Consider the following 21,299-nt stretch of genomic DNA (forward strand, 5'->3'; position numbering starts at 1 on the left):
TAAGATCGAGCCTGGCCTCCGCACCAAAAATTAGACGCTAAGAGCGTCTTTTTTATATTTAGCCTAAACCCTATTATTGATTTTGAGTCTATTTTTGATATTCAAAAGTACCATCCCATTCGGGCAGTTCAGCAGGAGGAAGAGGGACAATTTTATCAATATTGGAAAATTTGGCGTTGGGGTATTCATCACTTTCGTCATTAATCAAAGCATAACGACGAGACCGTTCTAAGTCGATTTTCTGTCCTAAATAATCCAAGCTATTATTAGGATCACTCGTTTTAAATGCTCCTGATAAATTATAAGCACTTTGAGAATCTCCTTGTTTAACTGCCTCTTGATAATAAAATAAAGCTTGCGAGTAATTTTCATCAACAACCAAATAGTTCATCGCTAAACGAAAAGAGGCTTTACTAAAACCTTGACGAGATGCACGATCCAACATCGCACGCCCTAAATCTAGGCGATATAATTCAGGCACTCGAATATTTATAAAATTTTGCCCTATTACATATTGTCCTTCGGGATCCTCCATCACGGCAGCTTTTAACATATACTAAATGCGGCTCCTTTATCCTGCTCTACACCATATCCTCTTTCTAAATAAGTCTCCATAATGTAATAACCAAAAGGAATATTCATTTGAATTAAGCGCTCGACTAACTCGATAACTTCATCCGTTCGATATTTACCAACGGAAGGATCAATATCCCCTTTAGTTATCATAACTTGCAAATTACCTATCGCTTTGTAATGGTCTTTTTCAGCGGCTTGGCGATAAAGCTGCGCTATTTGATTAAAATTGGGATTATCCTGTTCGCTTAATTGCACCGCCTGTTTAAACCAATTGTCTGCTTGCGGATCTAATGGCAGAAAAACATCATCCACCATTAATACTTTGCTATGAACATAAGTCGGTTGCCAAAGAGATTTTTGAGTTATATCTGGATTAGTCGACACTAACGTACAAATAATCGTATTTAAGTCCGGTATTCTTTTTTCTATCATTTCATTTTTTTATCTTCAGATAATTTGTCTTTCTTAAAAAAATTAGGAGACAAATCAGGGTACTTTAATTCTTTTAGCATATCGTAAGTCGTAAAACTCCCCACTTTCATTTCTTCAAGTGCCGTGGTATTTGTCATCACAAATAAATACAGGGGTAAATGATATCCTTCTGCTTTTCTCTTTTTTACCGCCTCTGTTAATGTTGTTACAAGAGGTGAATAACGGAAATATTGATTTTCCATATAAATATAATTGCGGGCAGTCGATATTGCTTCTATACCAACTATTGTTTTAATACCATTGGATTAAAAACGACTATTTTTTTATCCTTAGTAACACCACATGGCATAAAACCTTTTTTAAATATGGAGAATATTTCTTCTAATTTAGAACTCTCATTAAAAGAAAATAAATATCGATAAATACTAGCCATACTTAGCATATGATGACACTCATCACTAACTTCTTCTAAAAATGAATCATATTCGATATTGTCAGCTAATCCTTGCTTCTTTCTCATGAGATATAATTTTCTTTTCCTAATATTTTCCTTTACATAGTCTTCAGTTGACAGCTTTGTTCTGTCAAGAATATTTTTATCTGCCTTTTTATAATCTTCATGAAGGTAAAATTCAGATATGAGATCAGAAAAAAAATTGCTCCAAATTGCATATGGACTTGAAACATTTTGATCAAAAAGGAGTTTTATAGCATTTTCTTTATCTTCTATAATTTCATATCCTTCTAATTTATCAGAAGATCCAGAAAGAAAATTAGAGCTTTTTAAAAAAAAGCATTGGCTCCATATAAAAATCTATTGTTTCATGCATTGATATCACCCTAATATTTTACTCCAACAAGCAAACACTCTTTGCCTTCCTATTTGGCTAACATCCTTACCAAATATTTTTGTGTTATACATATCTTTAGATCTAATTATATTCCCATCCATTATGCCTTTTTTAGCTATATCTTGTATGTTAGCTACTTGTTGCGATATAACTTCTTTAGATTGTTTAAGTTCTATTCTATCTAAAGCATTTCTAATCGCATCTGTGTATCCGTGATGGTTGCCTTGGTGCCTTGCCATTGCACTAACACCATTGTCAGCTTTCCTCAAGTCAAGAATATGCCGTTGGCAGCAACATCAATACCATATTCAATTTTTATCAAAGCAGGATGATTTACCAATTCCTTCGGTATAACCTTGCTCGGTGACTAATATGACCGCCTCTTGCTTAAACTCAGTGGTATAAATATTGTTTGTTTGTTTGTTTGTTTGTTTGTTTGTTTTTTCATTTAGCACCTAAATAATTGGATTAGATTCCATTATTAAAGTGATCTGTTTTATTAAAACAGATCACTCACTGTATCAAGCTAAAGAAGAACAGAAAAAGAATTTAATACATTCGACAAGCTTCTCTGTGATGGCCTCGCGACTAATAAAAAGTGGTCAGAAGGAGATAGCTGTCGAGCCCTTAAAAGTCTTTAGGGCAACGGAAGTGGGCTGAACTGAAAACTTACATTATCCTAGATCCATTAAAGGTATAGATACGACAGGAAGTTTTGATATTGTGACACAATTATAACAATGCGTGACAGCTATTGTGCGCAATACAACACAGTGAAGCTTAATTGATTATAACTCTACTTATAATATAGCTAGCCAATTCACACTACTCAGTTAGTGAATAGTACAAACCCACCTGTGATTATGAAAAGCTTATCAGAGAGAATAAATTTACTTTTTTTCTATTATTGTTTAATACATATCGAATTAAGATAATAAATGGTTATGAAGGAAATATAGTTCATATTATTTATGCAAAGTATAAAAAACAATCACGTTCTTATTCTAAAAATAAGTATTTATCAGATATTCTATTTTTGGTGTTTATTTTTATAACATCAAGATAATGAACTTCATTTAATAAAAATAGATTGATTTAAGTGAGGTTCAATATATTAAATTGAGTTATGTATATCAATGTTAATTGTGAATAAGATGTGTTTTTGCTACCTTTTCTTAACAATTAACATTCTGTTATCTGAAAAAAAGAGATTGCAAATGGTTAGGTAATTATACTTAATTTAATCATACGTAAAAATATAACCATACAATTATGTCGGTGTTCTATTTTAGATAGATGAATAAAGACTTAATGATGAGATTTATTAGATAATAATTCTAAAATTATTTTTTTGATTTAAGTCGTTATCTGGGTTGGTGATATTAAATGTAATTATTGACATATATCCACCGCGCATTTTGTTTACTATTTGTTTCAAATTTGTTTGTGAAATTAAATATGTGTGTGTTTTACGTGTTTTACGTGTAATTTTGCTGTTTCTTATTGAATATCAATGACCAAGAATAGTCTTAATTTCTAGTAAATAATGTCGTTTTTAATCCTAATACGAGTATTAATAAATTAATCCTTCGTTCATATACAGATTATCCTAATTCGCTTTTTAGTTTATTGCACTTTTTATTAATCGTTTTTTGATGTTATTTGATCTTTTATTCCTATATTTCATTAAAAATCATTACTATTATTTATTTAATCTTAAGTTCTTTTACAAATTGAAAATAAATATTTCAAGTTATAGTATGTGCGTAACGAAATTTGGTGGAGTAATTAAAAATATAAATTAATTATTCCATTAATAATATCTAGGTAATTAGATTAAGTTTTTTAAACATCTTAATCTAATAAAGATAAGCTCTACTATTTTAAAAAATGACGTTAGTCAGATATTAACTTACTTTTGAGGTATACATAATGACATTTAAGAAATTAAGCATCGTTGGCGCTGCAGTTGCATTATCTTTAGCATCATTCGGTTCTATTGCTGATAATAATGGCGTAGTTAACTTCGTTGGTTCAGTTGTTGATTCTCCATGTAACATCGCAGACGAAAGTTTAAATCAAACAGTTAAATTTGGTGAAATTTCTCGTGTGTTCTTAGAGCAAGGTAATGAAAGAGAAAGAGCATTCACTATTAAATTAGAACAATGTAACTTCGACAAATTCAAAAAAGACGAAAATGGCGAGTGGTTACCTGTTAAAACTATGAAAATCCAATTTGACGGACGTTCATATGCAGATGCAACAAATACACTGTTAGCAACTGACAGAACTAAAGCTAACAACGTTGGTATCGCTATCGATACTTACAAATTTGGTGAAGCTTCTGATATCTTAGCTAAAATGCGTAACAAACAAGGTACTAACGTACTTGAATTTACTGCTTTAGCTAAAGCTGTTGATGCATCTAAAGAAGTTAAAGAAGGCGAATTCTCTGCTATCGCTGACTTCCGTATTTCATACGAATAATGCACCAATATATGTATAGGGGATTTTCCCCTATACATATTTAAATAATGGTAATGAGATGATGAAATTTAATAAAAATAAGTATCTGACTATTTTAAATACGATGGGAGTACTATTTTTTGTATCATCAGTCTCTTTTGCTTTTGATGACGTGGTAAAACCCAAAGTTCTCAAAGGTAATGCATCATTAGTTGGCTCAATTATAGCATCGCCTTGCTCTATTGAAATGGAAGATCGTTACCAATATATCCAATTTGGAGATATATCGTTATCTGCTATTGATAATAAAGTAAAGAGAGAAAATTTAAGAAAGAAATTTTATATAAGATTATCGAGTTGTGTTAGTCAATATAGTGGTACAGATAAGAAAGCATTAAATATTCAATTTAATGGGTTAGAAGCTAATAATGATTCTATATTTTCGATGTCTGGAAGCTCTAATGGATTAGGTTTTTATATTTTAGATGAAGATGAGAATATAATTACCCCTAATAAGCCTTATTATATTGATCATCTTATATATCATACTAAAGATGCAAAAAGAGAACCTATATTAAATTATCAAATTGAACTTGCTTTTACTAATCAAATAATAGAAGCAGGAAAACACTCTGCATTTGTGTATTTTTCAATCGATTATAAATAGATAATAAATTTATTTTTTTGATCACATTATCACGGTGAATGAATATGCTAATTTCAAAAAATATGGCAAAAGTAGTTTTATTACTCACAATGTCACCGTGCTTCTATGCTTATTCTGTCGAATTTAATACAGATATTCTTGATGCTTCCGATGCTGCAAATATTGATATCAGCCAATTTAATAGTGCTGGTTATATTATGCCAGGGGATTACCATCTTACCATTTTTAGTAATGGTGAAAGGATCGGTCCTAGTCAAAAAGTCTCTGTTTATCCAATTGAAAAAACAGCATCTTCAGAAAATATATTTAATTCTGTCTGTGTACCTAGTAATAATCTTGAAAAATTAGGGTTAACAGAAGAAGCAGAAAAAAAAGTTCTAACACACCATGATGGCCAATGTTTAGATCTATCCCCATTAACCGGGACAAATTTAACATTTGACTTGCCTGCACTCGCGCTTAAATTAACGGTTCCACAAACGTGGTTACAATATTCAGATCCTTCATGGGTACCTCCTTCGCGTTGGGAAGAAGGTATTGTAGGTGCATTTATTGATTACACGTTATCACTCAGCGGTGCTAAATATAATTCAGGTTCTAAATCTGTTTATGCATCTATGAATGGTACCAGTGGTTTTAATATGGGCGTTTGGCGTTTTCGTAGTGACTATAGTATGAGTTACCAAAAAGAAAACGGCGGAAATAGCAGTGATAAACATGAATCACATAATTTTGATTTCAATCGTTTCTATGCTTATCGTTCTATTAAAGCGTTGGCTGCGACATTAACTGTCGGTGAAAACTACTTTTATTCACAATTATTTGATGCTTGGCAATACACTGGTATCACCTTAGAAAGTGACGATCGCATGTTACCACCTAAGTTGGTGGGCTATGCGCCAGAAATTGTTGGTGTAGCAAAAACAAATGCGACCATTATTGTTAAAAGCCAAGATCGTATTATTTTAGAAACAACGGTTCCACCTGGACCATTTAGAATTCAGACCTTGGATAGCTCTATCCAAGGGCAGCTAGATGTCACAATTCGTGAAGATAATGGTGAAGAACGTAAGTTTACTATTTCTACTGCAACACTGCCTTACTTAACTCGGCCTGGGCAAATCCGCTATAAATTAGTGGGGGGGAAATCACGTTATGAAGATCATAGATTAACGGGTGATACTGCAATTGGTGGTGAAATTTCCTATGGTGTGAGTAATGCATGGAGCTTATATGGTGGTAGCCAATTATCTCAACACTATCAATCTGTTGCGGTTGGTGTTGGGCGTGACCTTTCTATGTTTGGTGCGCTCTCTTTTGATATCAACCAATCATTTGCCAAATTATCAGAGAGTGATAAACAAGGTCGTTCATATCGTGTGAACTACTCGAAATCATTTGATGAAGTAAAAACCAATATTACCTTTGCTGGTTATCGTTTTACGGATGAAGACTATCGTACCTTAAGTCAAGCTATGGAAGAGCGAAGAACTGGGCAGGATGCTTATTCTCCAAAAGAAAGTTACCAAATTTATTTAAATAAATATTTTGATAATTTTTCATTATCACTTAATTATCAACATAATACTTTCTGGAATAGTCGCTCTCAAACGCAATATGGTATTTATGCAAATACGCGATTCTCTTTATCTAAAGTGAAGATCCGCGATATTAACTTAACACTTTCAGCTTTTCGCTCTCAGCGTGAAGGCGTGAATGATGATACGCTAAGTTTGTATGTATCTGTGCCTTTCGATCAAGGTGGCAACCTGACTTTCTCTGAACAATATACAAAAACAGATGGAAAAGGACGCTACAACCATAACGTGGGCTATAGTGGATATGATGAAGGTTTAAGCTACAGTATGAATGCAGGCTTAACACATGGAAAAGAAGTCGATTCAGAATCTTCATTTAGTGGTTATGTTAGTAAAGATATGAGTCTTGCAAACCTTGCAGCAAGTGCAAGTTATGTACCTAGTCAATATAAGAGTTTAAGCGGAACACTTTCAGGTGGTTTAACAGGAACATCTCATGGTTTGGTGCTTCATCAACCTGCTTATGGGGATACACGCTTACTTATTGAAACTCCGGGAATAGCGGATGTTCCGATTGAAGGTGAATCAGTAAAAACTAACGCATTTGGATTAGCTGTTATACCTAGTGTTACTAGTTTCCGTAGTTCATCAGCAGCGATTGATGTGAGTGCATTACCGGATAACTATGATGCTATTGATACGATGACAGATGTCACTTTAACAAGAGGTGCAATTGGTTATCGTCAAATGAAAGTAATTAAAGGCTATAAGCTATTTGCCACAGTTAAGATGAGTGATGGTAAACATCCACCATTTGGGGCAAGTATTCGTAATAAAGATAATGTGGAATTAGGTATTGTTGGAGACGAAGGTATAGCTTGGGTAGTTGGTGTTGCTGAAAATGAAGAACTGGGCGTCTTCTGGGGAAATGAAAAGCGTTGCACCATTAATTTACCTGAAACCATTGATCCAAAAACACAAATGCTATTAATGCCATGTAAGTGATGCTAATAAGGTTAACCGTAAATGAAAAAAGAATTTAATAAAACTGTTATTTCCACTCTTTTCATCTCATTAATGGGGATCTCTAGTGTTGCTCAAAGTGCAGTAACACTAGATAGAACGAGAGTGATTTTTCCTGGAACTGAAAAATCGATTAACATTACTATTCGTAATGATAATCCAACGCTTCCTTATTTAGCACAAACATGGATTGATGATGCTAATGAGAAAAAATTAACAACAGGACCATTAATTGCGACGCCGCCGATCCAGCGTCTAGATCCTAAATCATCAAGTATCGTACAAATTAGTACGACACCTTCTATCGCATCATTACCAAAAGATAGAGAGACTGTTTTTTACTATAACTTACGTGAAGTTCCACCTAAATCTGAAGAAGCGAACGTTTTACAAATTGCATTACAAAGTCGAGTAAAATTGTTTTATCGTCCGGCAGAAATTCTGTCCCAAGCAGACAGCATGTGGTTCCATAGTGTGACATTAACACCGTCAGCGAAAGGGTATACCGTGAATAACGTGACACCTTTTTATTTAACTGTGATTGGATTGGCTTCAACACAAAAAGCATCTGAAACAGGTGCCTTTAGCGTTGTGATGATCCCTCCTAAATCAGATCATGAATTCGCTGTACCTAAAACGAATGTTCCCTATATGACCATTATTAATGATTACGGCGGAAAACCGACGCTGCAATTTAAGTGTGAACAAGCTAAATGCACAGTAGCAAAAGAAATGTAACATAAGGAATAGAATATGAATTCCCAGAAATTTCGTTATCTAAAAAATAGCTGTTTATCTATGATAATTTTATTATCTGGGAGTTATGCCTATGCCAAAATAATTACTATTGAAACAAAACCTTTATTAAATTCTACTGAGACGATAGAAAGCGCATATAATAATAAAAGCAGTGGTTATATTTATGTCACTGCTAATCTTGTCAGTTCGCCCTGTGATTTTATTGACTACAAAATAAAAAGTTATCGTCCAAAAAATAAATTTCTAAGTTATGACGCTTTTTTAATTACAGCGAATTTATCTGCATGTGGTATGGGTAATTCTTTTTCTCCACAGACTGTTAAAAATATGACGGCACCGACACCGATTAATTTATCTTTTATTGAGTATGATCGTGTTTTATCAAAGCATAAATTTTCATTACAAAATGGTAGAAATGCATTGCAATTTGAAGCGCGAGAATTAGGTGCTCATAGCTATCTGATGGAGATATATTATGAATAAATTGATTTATCTACTATTGCCATTATGTAGCCTCTCCACTTATAGCTATGCAGGTGGTTCATTAGATATTTCTTTTATGGGAAATCTAGTTTCTACAGGATGTAAGCTCCCTGAATCGCCTTATAACTTAGAGGTTCAGCTTAATAAAATTAGTAGTAAATATCTTTATGAATATGGACGTTCTCAACCTGTCGATTTTTCTATACCCATTGTTGATTGTTATGTGAGTGATTTAAATAAAACAATTTCAATAAAATTAAATAGTAATACTCTTGTAACAGATAAAGGTATTAGCTATTTAAAAACAGAAGGTGGCTCTAATGTTTTATTAGGTCTACTGGATAACAATGATACAGTCATTAAATTTAATGAAAAAATTGATATGGCTCGTGTTTTAGTGACAGGTCAAAATGAGCAAAATTTATTGAATTTTAAGGTTTATGCACGTCCACCTGTTACAGGGGATTTAAAAGAAGGTGCATTTTCATCGACCATTACATTTAATATTGATTATCAATAGGAGGCGATAATGAAAAAAATAATACTAGCGCTAACTATTGGCTTATTATATGTACCTATTTCATCGGCTGAAATCCATATTACAGTTAATGCGACACTAATTAATCCTGCATGTACAGTGACGGATGCTAAAGGAGCCAAAGAGCTATTTATTGATTTTCAAAATGTGGATGTTAACGCAATAGTAAAAACACCACCAAAAACCTTTGATGTATTAATTAAAGATTGTAACTTAAATAAAATGATGAATTTATATCTTTCTCCTAAAGATAATGGTTATTTTTCTTATAATGGTGTTGATGTATTAGCCACAACAACAGATCAATTAGGAATTGAATTTTCTGATATTACCAGTGGTAAACGTAAAATTAATGTTCAGCGTTATGAACGTATTACACCAATTCTTAGTAGCAGTAATTCAGGGAAAATATCACTAAGCACTCAGTTAGTATCAAATCGATCTGGCACACAGCTTAAAATGGGACCTTTTACAGCTAATGTTTCGTTATTAGTTGATTATAATTAGAGGCTAGTATGAAAAATTATTTATTTTTTTTAAAAAAATATAAAACATTATATTTGAGTGCTGTTTTAGGTGCTAGTTTTTCTATTCCATTTAACAGTATTGCGGCAGATGCGGTTGTTTATACAGATACAATAACTTCTAGTGCTGATGGGTATACAATCGATTTAACTGCTAATAATGCTAAAATCTCAAAAACACCCACTATTGCGTCAAATGGTGATTTTTTCTATCAAGTGGGTAATACTTATAAAATAGAAAAAGGTGCTTCTCAAGTTCGATTTTCAGGAATGGTAAGGTGCCATGGTGATTTCTCTAAAGTGTTTCCTGGGGCAAAAACTAAAAGCTGGACTCCTTTTCATAGAATATTTACTTATTCACCACAAGCTCCATTTTTAATTAATAATCAAGCGACATTTCAATTAAGCTATAATACTTTTGCTACAATTAAACCAGAAGCACCCATATTAAATAATTGGAGTAGTGAAACTAATTCTACGGCGGTTCACTGTAGAAATGAGTTTAATAAATCTACAACTAAAAAAATTGATTCTTTTCGCTATCAATTCCCGTTTTATATAACAATTTATATTAAAAAAAGAAATATTGATGGTGTGACTGTTATTCCAAGCTCTGAATTTGCTGCCTATACTAGGGCTTGGACAAATTTATCCGACCTGTCTCTAGCTAAAGGAGTATTACCTCAATCCATGCCAATTAGCAGTACATCGGCACCAATGAGGTTACTTGGAGCTACATTGATATCACCAGCAGAATGTCGAACTGATGTAGGTTATAACTTGGTTATTAATCACGGTGTATTAAATGCTGAAAAGTATGAAAGCCGAGTTGTTAGACCAATTAATTTCTCTTGTGATCACGTTGTTCCAACCCCTGTTGAATTTGAACTATTTTATACCAAAGATGGTGATCCTCAACAACGTTTACCTTTAAAAGTCGATGGTACAAATAGAACTATCTATAGCAAAATTCAAATGATTGATGCTGAGACAGGTAATCGAGGACAAAAATTTACTTCTAGAGTTGGACAATATAAGCAAATCCAAATAGAAAGTATTTTAAAAGGAACAAATGCTAGTGGAGGTAATTATAGTGGTACAGCCGTATTAATAGCTGCTTATCCTTAATTCTTTCTTATTGATTAAAAAAACGCTATTAAATTTAATAGCGTTTTTTTTGTTTAAAGATAGTGGGTTATTTAATTATCAAAGACTTTTTAATTAAACTCTAATACAAAGTTTGCAGAGGCACTAAGTTTGCCGGGTTTTATCTCATCACCATAACGATAATATTCAGCTTTTAATGGAACACTATTGATCCCACTGGTTAAATCAGCCAGTTTTACAAACTGATTATTAATTAATACCGTATTATCATTTAAAGGGGATGAAACTACAAAGCCTATGCCTTTAGCATTATTCCTATCACCTTCATTATCGGGTTTGATAATCGTTTTTTGTCCATCATAACTGGTGGTGTTGTGTGCCATCAGTTTAATTTTAGCAGAGCTGTTACCTGTACAGTTTATTCTGAGATGATCTTCTACATACTGATTATCGCGAGGAAAACCGATGTCAGAAAATGCGGTAATAGGCATTTTAGGCAAATTCATTTCAAGATTAGTATTTTCTGCACTACAAGATGTTGGTGCACTAATAATATTTACCGATAGACGATAACTAAAACCAACCGCTGTTGTGCCACCACCTGAATTAAACCGATTAATTAATATAGAGCCAATATATTGAGTCGTAAAACGGTGTGATTTAGGATTATCTTTAGTAGAGTAAACAATTACTGTGGCGTCTCTGGTATTAAGTTTAGGTGCATTAACTGGGATTTCTTGTCCAGGTTGGCTTCTAAATGCAAGACCAGATTGGTTTTCGATTAGAACATAAGCATAATCGTCTAAGCCTACTGTAGGGCCATTGCGTACAACATAATATGCGGGCCTACCATCAATATCTCCATAATATGTTGGCATTACACCACTTGCCTCGCTATATGTTGCATAAGCATAAAACTCAGCACCATCTGGGCAATCCGCAACAGCAACATCAGAGCCATCACGTTTAAATGTAAAACGCGCCACCTCTTGATTTTTTTTGACCATTCCTTTTAGTTCAATTGTGCCACCTCTGGCATCCATTGTGCCATGTTTAATACCGCCGTTATTAACACAATCTGGTGCCGCATGGCTGTAAAATGAGAGAGAAGATAAACTAAGAATAAAAATTAGAAATAATAATTTATTCATCTTATTTTTTAAATTAGTCATTTTATTTCCTTATTTACACTCAGTATCTAAAATATATAAACCATTAACTGGCGCTTTATTATTAATGTCATAAGTTGCGTGACAGGTTTTCTGCTCACCGTGAATAGTCCATGAAACTTGAATGTTGCCTTGTGGTTTATTGGCAACAAAATAGAGTTGATGGAAGCTTGCTACTAATTGTGTATCATCATTATCAATCACGGCTTTAGCGCCCATTGGAATGGTACTTTTATCCGGTGTTTGTAATGTCAGTAGGAATTTAAATCCTTTTTTAGCATCAAAGTCAGCTAACACTAATGCGCCCTTGGTCGGAATAATATTACTAATAATATTATTTGAAATTTCAGTGTTACTCGGGATCGAATTAGTATTCACGCTAATGCTGTTTTTTTGATAAGGAGACATGCCGGAAACAACCGCTAATCCACTATTGTTTGTTTTGATGGATTGGCCATTAACCACTTCTACACCAGAGGTATCCTTGGTCAATATTAATGCGTTTGTCTGTTGTAATGAGGGCGTAAATACCGCGCCATATTGTGTTGCGACTAATGCTCCACTAATGCCGTAATTAATATTTTGTTTATCTTCTGTGTATGAATATCCTGCATTAACGACAGCATTTTGTGCTTTATAAGAGCCATTTAAACCACCACTATAATTAACACCTTTATTGCCATATCCTTGGTAAACATCCCAATTGGCTTGGTTTTTGTCACCATAGGTTCCGCTTAGACGTGCAGTTTGTAATACTTGGTTATCATTATTAGTCGAAATACCGTAATTAGCCCAAATGTAGTTTTCATTCCATGAAAATGGAATACTAACATTCATACTTAAATCATGACTGTTTTTATTTTTATCGTTATAGCGACTGCCATCATAATAAGTGTAATAAACGCTATAGTTAACTTTATTTATAGAGCTATTAATACCTGCATTATAAGAGTGAACAGTTTTACCATCGACATACTTATAAATAACAGAGTTTAAATTAATTGAAGCACTATTAGAAAATAAAGGCTGATTAATGGAGAATGTATATTCATTTTTTAATCCATTATTGGGATTATATTTTGTGTCCTTGTGTTCCATTGCTTGGGTAAAATTAAGAAAGTTGGCATCGAAATGACGATAGCCGACTAACGAAAGCGTTGTATCTGTAACTGATATATTTTTAGAATAATTTACTCTAACGGCATTACCATGTAATGCATCATTGCCATGATTAGTGGAAGATTGGGCGTAGAGTAAATCGGTCGTGATTGCACCATAGCTACCTAAATTTACGCCTGTACCAACACCAACAGATTGATATTTTTCACCAATAAGTACACCACCATAAAGGGTAACGTAATCGGTTAAACCATAGAAAGCTTCGGTTTGGACAACATAAGCACCATTACCGCTATTGTTACCGTCATATTTACCAGTCGAAAAGCTATATTTTATTTCGCCTTTTCGTTCAAGATTGGCAATAGAAGAAAAGGGGACTATGAAATTTTTCTCAGAACCATCAGCTTCAGTAACGCTAACATGTAAATCTCCACCACTGTTCATCGGATAATAATCAGTGATATTAAAAGGCCCCGCAGGTACACTGCGTTTATAAATAACTTGGCCATTTTGGGTAATAGTAACTATAGATTCTGAATTGGCAATACCAGAAACACTCGGTGCATAAGTTCTATTTTGTGTCGGTGTCATTAATCTATCAGTAACTAATTTAATACCTCTAAATTTTACTGAATCAAACAGTTGTGAAGAAGAATAAAGATCACCAATCATTAATTCACTATTAATACTGGTGATTGCTCTAGAAATCACATTACTTAGCGTATTCCATTTTTTATCGCCATTCTCATTCTTTGTCCAGGTTGAATAGTTATTAAAGCGCCAAGGCCCTAAGTTAACTTGGGTTTGAATATTGCCATAATAACTGTCTGTTGTATTACCATGAGTACGGCTATTGAATGAAGATAAGGCATAGTTAACTAATAATGCAGGAATACCTGAATCCCAATTTTTTATTTCATTTTCTTTTAATCTGTCTTCGTTAACATATAACTGTGGTATTGTTAAAATATATTTTTTTCTATTTAAATCAAGATAGCCACTGGCATTGTTAATATCGTTGAGATTAATAAAATCATTATTTTTGTTTTTATTAATCACATCATAAGGGAGATCAATACCTGCGTTATACCATTCTTCAGCGGAAAGACGAGGTGCTAATATTTTATTACCATTCTCATCTTCCATGAGAATAAAATCAAAATCACGAGTTAATACGCGATTTTCATTCACAAAAAGTGTTACGGTATAACGATCGGGAGCAATACTATTTTCTCTAAAGACATTAAGATCTTCATTGGTAACTTGCTGTGTATTTCCTTCAATATTTAATAAATTAGCAGGATAATAATCGTTTGCAGATGTATTAAAAGAAGCGAATAAAACGCCAACAATAAATAAATTGAGTGGCGATTTATTTAAATAATTATCCATTGTCTTTTTCATATTGAATAATATCTCTTATTATAATGAGAATTCCACTGGAAGGATTTTTCCAAAATCATCGATATAAAATAATTCTATTTTCTTATTGTTCGAAAGTGTTTTACCTACATTAATCGTTGTTTCTGATTTTGGTAAAAGAAAACTAGGTGTGTTTTCAATCTCTTTACCATCGATTATTAGCTTTCCAATATTAATAAAATAAGGTGATTTATTGGATACTACGAGGTTTTCATTTTTCACATTCCAATTTAATGCTTTTATTTCTTTATCAATATTTGCATTTTTAAGAGATTGAGGTCTGTAGATTAATTTAATTCTATTAGTCATAGAATAGCGAAGTACATTCTCTAAGTTCTCATTACTTGGTGCGACAAATTTAACATTGATCCAATACATAGATTCAATATCATTAGGTAAGGTGGTATTTTTAGTAACTTGTAATGTGTTTTTTTGTTGAGCCATTAATTTAATTAATGGTGGTGTAATAACAAAATCTTGTGTAAGTTTTCCATTAAGATCTTCGACCCAAGATTGTAATAAATAATTAGTATTCTTATCGCTATTAAATGCAACAAATCCTTCATTATTATTACTTTCATTGTAAACAACTCGTGTTGTTTCTAAACCAAATCCAGCAAAGCTAGATGTGATTGAGCTAAATATTAAGCCTAGTCCTAACAGCGTTTTTTTTAATATCATTGATAAGCACCTCTTTAATTGAGGCAGGCTAATATAATAATTAACCTGCATTTATTTATTATTGATAAGTCAAAGTATAATTTAATGTTGCATCAGCACGACCAGCTTCAACGTCATTATCAGTGCTGACATATTTGGCAATAAAAGATAATGTTTTAGATTTAAGATCGCCATTATCTTTAATTTCATATTCTTCAGTAAGATTAATATGGTAAGGATCATCTAAATCATCATGATCATAAATATGAATACCGACATTTTTTGCGGTGTTAGGATCATTAGGATTATCTAATGCTAAAATTTGATTAGAACTACTATCTGTTTTACCCTCTAGTTTTAATTTAACTTTACCTTGAGGTGGACAGTTAATTAAAGAGATATCTAATTGACCATTACCGCCAGTTCCGCCCACTTCGCTACCGGCATCGTCAAATTCACTGGTAGCATAGCGCCCCATATTGACGTTACCGTCAGAACCAGTGCCATTAATATCAATGGTGCAAGTTGATGCGTAAATTAAACCAGTAAAAGAAATTTGTCCTGTTTGCTCTTCAGCAGAAACTGTTGCACTTGCCGTTATTGCTGAGATAACGAAAGCCATTGGAAGTAGTTTTTTTGTTAAAATAGGCATTATTGACCCCTAGTGATTGATATAAATAGTGTTTAATTAGTCATATTAAGTGCTATTTACTCTAAGATTAGTTTGTCCTTATTGCTCATAAATTAACTAAAAGCACCAGTAGATATAAGCAATTCAAAAAGATGGTTCTAATAGAAATATAACCTTAGATAAAATAGCTTTTAGTATTAATCATAAAATTCACAATCAACTCTTATTACTTTGCTTTTTATAATTAATACTAAATCTGGATGTAGAAAATAACTTCAATTTTTGTACAGGTGGATTCTATGTAGTTTATTTAATTATGTCTCATGTACAGTGTTACAAAGTTTTCTTATGTAATTTAGAAAAAACATTAATAAGATAATAAAAATAAAATTATTTATTCTTATTTTTCATATGGTTGGTTTTTTATGTGATGTAAGGAAGAAAGGGAGATAGTTTAAATTTACTTTATGGAAAATATATTTTGTTACAAATAGCATTAATATTAAAATATCATGATGACAATACTTTATAAAAGGTAGTCATTAAAAGAAGAGTTTCTAATAATCTAGATAGAATAATTAGTAGAAATAATTGTTATTAAATCTTTCATTTTTATTTAAATCTTTTGATTAAATTTAAAAGTATTTAAAATTTCATCTTAAATACTTTTTATCGTATTTTCATTTTCCTATATAAAGTGGCAATGCTTATTCCTAAGATTTCTGCCGCTTTCTTTTTTCCTTCCAATGTTGTTCCCGTTTTTTCTAATATGCTAATAATGGTTTGATACTCTGATGTTAAGCTTTTAGTTTTGAGAAGTTCTTGTGTGTTTAAAGATTGAGTTTGATGTTCGTGGGGGGGATTAGTCTTGGTATAGACACGATTAAAATTTTCTTTTTCTAAAATATCACCATGAGAAGTCTCTAACAGGTAAGGCGGAAGGTGGCTGAGATTTAAATCGACGGTATCGCCTTGCATAACATACATATATTCAATCACATTGCGTAACTCGCGAATATTACCCGGCCAATCATAGGAATATAAGTAGTTAATAATAACGTTGGGGATCTTCGTGGAGGGCCTTTGATAGGTTAAAGCCAGATCATCAGCAAAGAATTGTGCTAGCTCTGCAATATCTTCTCTGTGATCACGTAATGCTGGTGTATGGATCGGAACAACATTGAGACGATAAAATAGATCTTCACGAAATTGGCCTTTATTTACCATTTCACGCAGATCTTTGTTTGTGGCGGCAATAATACGCACATCAATATTAATTAGATTATTAGAGCCAACACGGGTAATACTTTTTTCTTGAAGTACACGCAAAAGTTTGGCTTGTAAATGTAAAGGCATATCACCAATTTCATCAAGAAATAGGCTACCACCATGAGCTAATTCAAATTTACCAATACGTCCTTTTGGATCAGCACCACTAAAGGCGCCACGTACATAACCAAAAAGCTCACTTTCTAAGAGTTGTTCAGGAATGGCTGCACAGTTAATAGTAATAAAGGGCTGCTTTGTGCGTAGGCTTTGTTGATGAATAGTATAAGCGACCACTTCTTTACCTGAGCCACTTTCTCCTGTGATAAGCACACTAGCATGACTTACGGCAACTTTACTTAACATACTTTTTAAGTGAAGCATGTTTTGTGAATTGCCAATTAAAGGAGAGTGGGGGTTTTCATCAACGGAAAGGGTATTTACCTGCGTCATATAATCACGAGCATCATGAAAGATAACCATGGTAAGTTGGTCATTATCAACCGATGAAAAGGTGATTTTTTTACACAGAACGTGGTAGCGTTGCTGGTTTAATATCAGCCACGCTTCTTCATCACCATAAAGGATATCGCCTGTCATATCGATATCAAGAGACTGACCAATAAGCTCACAATCAAAAAAACGCAAAGCAGAAAGATTGGCGTGCCAAATTTTACCTTGGCTATCAATAGCAATTACCCCTCTATCCATCACATCAATTAAATTTCGAAAAGTGCCAAATCGCTCTTGTTCACGAAGCCTTTCAAGGCATTCAAAAATACGGCTTGAGATCATTTCTGAAAACTGTTCGATAAAGGTGATAAAAGCTTGTTTCTGCTTCATCAAAAACATTTTCTGTTCTCGGTTAGAACAGATAATTCCAATTACACCAATAACTTGGTTATTCAGAAAAATAGGGGCATTAAGATCAAGCTCTTCAGTGCAGGTTAAGCGATTTTGACAGAGTTGACAGAGGCTATTTTCTTTCGGATCTTCAATCAAAATAGTCTTTTGTACTTGCAGCACATGGCGATAAATATGTCCATTATTGGAGACATCTTGATTAAGCATATAACGGTAACGCCCTGTACCTGCAATACGAATTAAATTGTTATCAATAATTTCAACATCAGTGCCAGTGATCCCCGCAATGGCATCGGTATATTTACTGATTTCATCTTGCAGTGTACTAAGTAATGAGTGCATTACATTCTCACCTTAAAATTATCATTATTGATAATAAATTATCATCATCTATTTTTGATGTTTATTTAATTGTTATTTATCAATTGGTTGCTTTTATTTTGTATAAAGCTCACACAGTTTCTTATTATTGATAATTTATCAGCTAAATAAAACCGTCTAGATCACAGCTTTTCTGTCTCAAGAATTTTCCTCCTTAATCACTAAAACAATAAATATATTTAAAATCAATTAATTATGTTTTTAGTGGATGCTTTTTGAGTGAGTTGGCATACATATTGCGATATAGGGAATAACCCTATGTATTCCGATTAATCGCGATATTGGGTTATCGCGAATTTTAAAGTGTGATTAAGAGGTAATTCCATGCAGGAGCAATTGCAGTACCTGATTAACCAAAGTTCATTTACGCGAAAACCAACCGCGGAGCTTGCCCCTTTTCATTATGACGAGTTAGCTAAAGCGTTAGATTTTCACCGAACTATTCCAGGATACGCACCTACACCGTTATTTCATTTACCCCAGTTAGCTAAAACTTTTGGGGTTGGTGAATTATATCTCAAAGATGAATCTTTCCGTTTTGGTTTAAAGGCGTTTAAAGCGTTAGGTGGTGCTTACGCGATGGCGCGCCATATTGCTGATTTCCTCGAAATGGACATAAGTGAATTACCTTATGAAGTAATGATCAGTGATGAGATCAGGAAAAAGTTAAATGGCGTAACTTTTGCGACAACCACTGACGGGAATCATGGACGTGGCGTTGCTTGGATGGCAAGACAGTTAAAGCAAAAAGCAGTGGTCTATATGCCAAAAGGATCATCACAAGAACGTTTGGATGCCATTTTACGAGAAGGTGCAGTCGCTGAAATCGTTGATATGAACTATGACGATGCAGTGAGAATGACGGCGGAAATGGCTGAAAAATATGGCTGGATCGTGGTTCAAGATACTGCATGGGATGGCTATGAAGAGATCCCTCTATGGATCATGCAAGGCTATGGCACTTTAATGCTGGAATCTCTCGCGCAATTACATGAAGTACCACCGACGCATATTTTTGTGCAAGCCGGCGTGGGCTCTTTTGCGGGTATGGTGCAAGGCATGGTAACCGCTGCTTATGGCAAACAAGCCCCGAAAGTAATTGTGGCAGAAGCACGTATTGCCGACTGTTTATATCAATCTGCCGTATCAGGAAAAGCGGATGCCATTCCTGTTGGCGGAGATTTGCAAACCGTTATGGCGGGGCTTGCTTGTGGTGAAGCGAATAGTATTGGTTGGAATTTATTACGCGATTATTCAGCGGCATTTTTCTCTTGCCCTGATGCCGTCGCAACTAGGGGAATGCGGATTTTAGGAAACCCTTTACCCGGTGATCCGCACATCATTTCTGGTGAATCTGGCGCTGTGACAACAGGGTTGCTCTCTATTTTAATGCAATCACCGGTTTATCAAAGCGTGAAAGAAGAGCTGGGATTAGATGAAAATGCAAGAGTGCTTGTGATCAGCACTGAAGGTGACACAGATCCTGAGCGTTATCGCGATATCGTGTGGGATGGTGAGTTGCCTAGCTTCAAACAATTTTAAAAAACAAATAAGTCTTTTGGAGTGAAAAAGTATGTTATCAGCAAACCGATTTGATGAAGTTATTAAGAATTGCCAATTATTAATCCAACAAAAAAGCTATTCAGGTGAAGAAGGTAACGTTGTTAAAGTCATAGAAGAGATGATGAAAAGCTATGATTTTGATGATATTCATATTGATAAATACGGCAATATTATTGGTGGGATTATAGGCCAACACCCAGGGAAAACCCTTATTTTTGATGGTCATATCGACACTGTACCGGTAAGTGAGCATGACTGGAAAGAAAAACCTTATGGTGCAGAAATAAAAGACGGCAAGATTTATGGTCGTGGTACTAGTGATATGAAAGGTGCTGTGGCTGCAATGATTTCGGCAATTGGTTTTTATGGCCAAGATAATCAGCGAAATTTTGCTGGCCGTATTTATGTTTCTTGTATTGTGCATGAAGAATGCTTTGAAGGTGTGGCAGCAAGACTGGTTTCAGAGCGCTATAAACCCGATTACGTGGTGATTGGTGAAGCCTCAGAATTAAACCTGAAAATAGGCCAACGAGGTCGAGCCGAAATTGTTGTTGAAACCTTCGGTAAGCCAGCACACTCCGCTAATCCAGATGCGGGGATCAATTCTGTTTATAAAATGGCAAAATTGATCGAGAAGATCAGAGCCTTAACGCCACCAGTTCATCCGATATTAGGAAAAGGGATCTTAGAACTGACGGATATAAAATCCTCACCTTATCCTGGTGCTTCGGTTGTACCCGAATATTGTCGAGCCACTTATGATCGCCGTTTGTTAGTGGGTGAAACTAAAGAACAAGTACTCGCACCATTACAAAAAGCAATTGACGAACTGGCTAATCAAGATGCTGATTTTAAAGCTAAAGTCTCTTATGCCTATGGTACTGAAAAATGTTACACCGGTGCCATTATTGAAGGTGAACGTTTCTTCCCAGGTTGGGTATTAGAAGAGAGTGATCCTTATGTACAAAGCGTTTTAACAGGGCTACATGAGTCGGGCTTTAAACCTACTGTTACACAATACTCTTTCTGTACTAATGGCAGTCATTACGCGGGTGAAGCCGGCATTAAAACTATTGGTTTTGGTCCATCTCGCGAAAATTTGGCGCACACCATTGATGAGTATATCGAAATTGAACAACTAAAAGGTGCAGCAAGCGGTTACTACAGCATTATGAACAGCCTTTATCACCTTTAATTCTTACTAAAATAAATCCTTACTAGAAGAGTATCTGGCGAAATAGCCAGATGCTCTTTGGAGAA

General features: G+C 34.0%; 20 protein-coding genes. 10 read left to right on the top strand and 10 right to left on the bottom strand.

The features are described from left to right. Positions 1-88: 88 nt before the first annotated feature. The 5 genes from LG402_RS01750 to LG402_RS01770 all read right to left on the bottom strand — a co-directional run bounded on the left by LG402_RS01750 (position 89) and on the right by LG402_RS01770 (position 2,098). Positions 89-553 (bottom strand): DUF6396 domain-containing protein, encoded by a 465-nt coding sequence (locus tag LG402_RS01750; RefSeq protein ID WP_227336319.1) that lies wholly within the window; start codon positions 551-553, stop codon positions 89-91. Further along, positions 547-1,008: a hypothetical protein gene (locus LG402_RS01755; protein WP_227336320.1), complete on the bottom strand. Its 462-nt coding sequence runs from the start codon at positions 1,006-1,008 to the stop codon at positions 547-549. The genes LG402_RS01750 and LG402_RS01755 overlap by 7 nt, the downstream gene beginning before the upstream one ends. Then, a complete protein-coding gene (locus LG402_RS01760; RefSeq protein ID WP_166540335.1) occupies positions 1,005-1,250 on the bottom strand; it encodes a hypothetical protein in 246 nt (81 codons plus the stop codon). The genes LG402_RS01755 and LG402_RS01760 overlap by 4 nt, the downstream gene beginning before the upstream one ends. 41 nt (positions 1,251-1,291) lie before the next feature. Next, the gene (locus LG402_RS01765; protein WP_227336321.1) at positions 1,292-1,528 is read right to left on the bottom strand and encodes a hypothetical protein; all 237 of its coding nucleotides are present in this window, start codon (positions 1,526-1,528) and stop codon (positions 1,292-1,294) included. A 315-nt stretch (positions 1,529-1,843) separates the two neighbouring features. Continuing rightward, positions 1,844-2,098, bottom strand: coding sequence for an AHH domain-containing protein (locus tag LG402_RS01770; RefSeq protein ID WP_264484595.1), 255 nt, complete (start codon positions 2,096-2,098; stop codon positions 1,844-1,846). Between the two features lie 1,693 nt (positions 2,099-3,791). Here LG402_RS01770 and LG402_RS01775 point away from each other — a divergent pair. From LG402_RS01775 to LG402_RS01810, 8 genes are all read left to right on the top strand, one after another. Beyond that, on the top strand, positions 3,792-4,346 hold the full coding sequence (locus LG402_RS01775; protein ID WP_166540337.1) for a fimbrial protein: 555 nt from the start codon (positions 3,792-3,794) through the stop codon (positions 4,344-4,346). A 61-nt stretch (positions 4,347-4,407) separates the two neighbouring features. Beyond that, on the top strand, positions 4,408-4,992 hold the full coding sequence (locus tag LG402_RS01780) for a fimbrial protein (RefSeq protein ID WP_227336323.1): 585 nt from the start codon (positions 4,408-4,410) through the stop codon (positions 4,990-4,992). Positions 4,993-5,030: 38 nt separating this feature from the next. Next, a complete protein-coding gene (locus tag LG402_RS01785; protein WP_413685600.1) occupies positions 5,031-7,535 on the top strand; it encodes a fimbria/pilus outer membrane usher protein in 2,505 nt (834 codons plus the stop codon). 21 nt (positions 7,536-7,556) lie between these two features. Beyond that, entirely contained in the window at positions 7,557-8,291 is a 735-nt protein-coding gene (locus LG402_RS01790; protein WP_166540340.1) for a molecular chaperone, read from the top strand. 15 nt (positions 8,292-8,306) lie between these two features. Beyond that, positions 8,307-8,795 carry a hypothetical protein gene (locus tag LG402_RS01795; protein ID WP_227336325.1) on the top strand — a complete coding sequence of 163 codons (489 nt, stop codon included), beginning with the start codon at positions 8,307-8,309 and terminating at the stop codon, positions 8,793-8,795. Further along, entirely contained in the window at positions 8,788-9,315 is a 528-nt protein-coding gene (locus LG402_RS01800; protein WP_166540341.1) for a fimbrial protein, read from the top strand. The genes LG402_RS01795 and LG402_RS01800 overlap by 8 nt, the downstream gene beginning before the upstream one ends. 9 nt (positions 9,316-9,324) lie before the next feature. Then, the gene (locus LG402_RS01805; RefSeq protein ID WP_166540342.1) at positions 9,325-9,840 is read left to right on the top strand and encodes a fimbrial protein; all 516 of its coding nucleotides are present in this window, start codon (positions 9,325-9,327) and stop codon (positions 9,838-9,840) included. Between the two features lie 8 nt (positions 9,841-9,848). Beyond that, positions 9,849-10,985, top strand: coding sequence for a hypothetical protein (locus tag LG402_RS01810; protein ID WP_227336326.1), 1,137 nt, complete (start codon positions 9,849-9,851; stop codon positions 10,983-10,985). 89 nt (positions 10,986-11,074) lie between these two features. Here LG402_RS01810 and LG402_RS01815 read toward each other — a convergent pair whose 3' ends face one another. The 5 genes from LG402_RS01815 to LG402_RS01835 all read right to left on the bottom strand — a co-directional run bounded on the left by LG402_RS01815 (position 11,075) and on the right by LG402_RS01835 (position 18,437). Next, the gene (locus tag LG402_RS01815; RefSeq protein ID WP_227336327.1) at positions 11,075-12,136 is read right to left on the bottom strand and encodes a fimbrial protein; all 1,062 of its coding nucleotides are present in this window, start codon (positions 12,134-12,136) and stop codon (positions 11,075-11,077) included. A 9-nt stretch (positions 12,137-12,145) separates the two neighbouring features. Then, positions 12,146-14,656: a fimbria/pilus outer membrane usher protein gene (locus LG402_RS01820; protein WP_227336328.1), complete on the bottom strand. Its 2,511-nt coding sequence runs from the start codon at positions 14,654-14,656 to the stop codon at positions 12,146-12,148. A gap of 18 nt (positions 14,657-14,674) precedes the next feature. Further along, the gene (locus tag LG402_RS01825; protein ID WP_227336329.1) at positions 14,675-15,355 is read right to left on the bottom strand and encodes a molecular chaperone; all 681 of its coding nucleotides are present in this window, start codon (positions 15,353-15,355) and stop codon (positions 14,675-14,677) included. A gap of 58 nt (positions 15,356-15,413) precedes the next feature. Then, the gene (locus LG402_RS01830; RefSeq protein WP_166540345.1) at positions 15,414-15,986 is read right to left on the bottom strand and encodes a fimbrial protein; all 573 of its coding nucleotides are present in this window, start codon (positions 15,984-15,986) and stop codon (positions 15,414-15,416) included. A gap of 648 nt (positions 15,987-16,634) precedes the next feature. Next, positions 16,635-18,437: a sigma-54 interaction domain-containing protein gene (locus LG402_RS01835; RefSeq protein ID WP_227336330.1), complete on the bottom strand. Its 1,803-nt coding sequence runs from the start codon at positions 18,435-18,437 to the stop codon at positions 16,635-16,637. 363 nt (positions 18,438-18,800) lie between these two features. Here LG402_RS01835 and dpaL point away from each other — a divergent pair, with 363 nt between their 5' ends. Together dpaL and LG402_RS01845 are read left to right on the top strand one after the other, a co-directional pair. After that, positions 18,801-20,018: a diaminopropionate ammonia-lyase gene (gene dpaL, locus LG402_RS01840; protein ID WP_166540347.1), complete on the top strand. Its 1,218-nt coding sequence runs from the start codon at positions 18,801-18,803 to the stop codon at positions 20,016-20,018. A gap of 31 nt (positions 20,019-20,049) precedes the next feature. Then, positions 20,050-21,234, top strand: coding sequence for a YgeY family selenium metabolism-linked hydrolase (locus tag LG402_RS01845; protein ID WP_166540348.1), 1,185 nt, complete (start codon positions 20,050-20,052; stop codon positions 21,232-21,234). The last annotated feature ends 65 nt before the right edge of the window (positions 21,235-21,299 follow it).

The organism is Proteus sp. NMG38-2, assembly GCF_020640995.1.
GTDB lineage: Bacteria > Pseudomonadota > Gammaproteobacteria > Enterobacterales > Enterobacteriaceae > Proteus.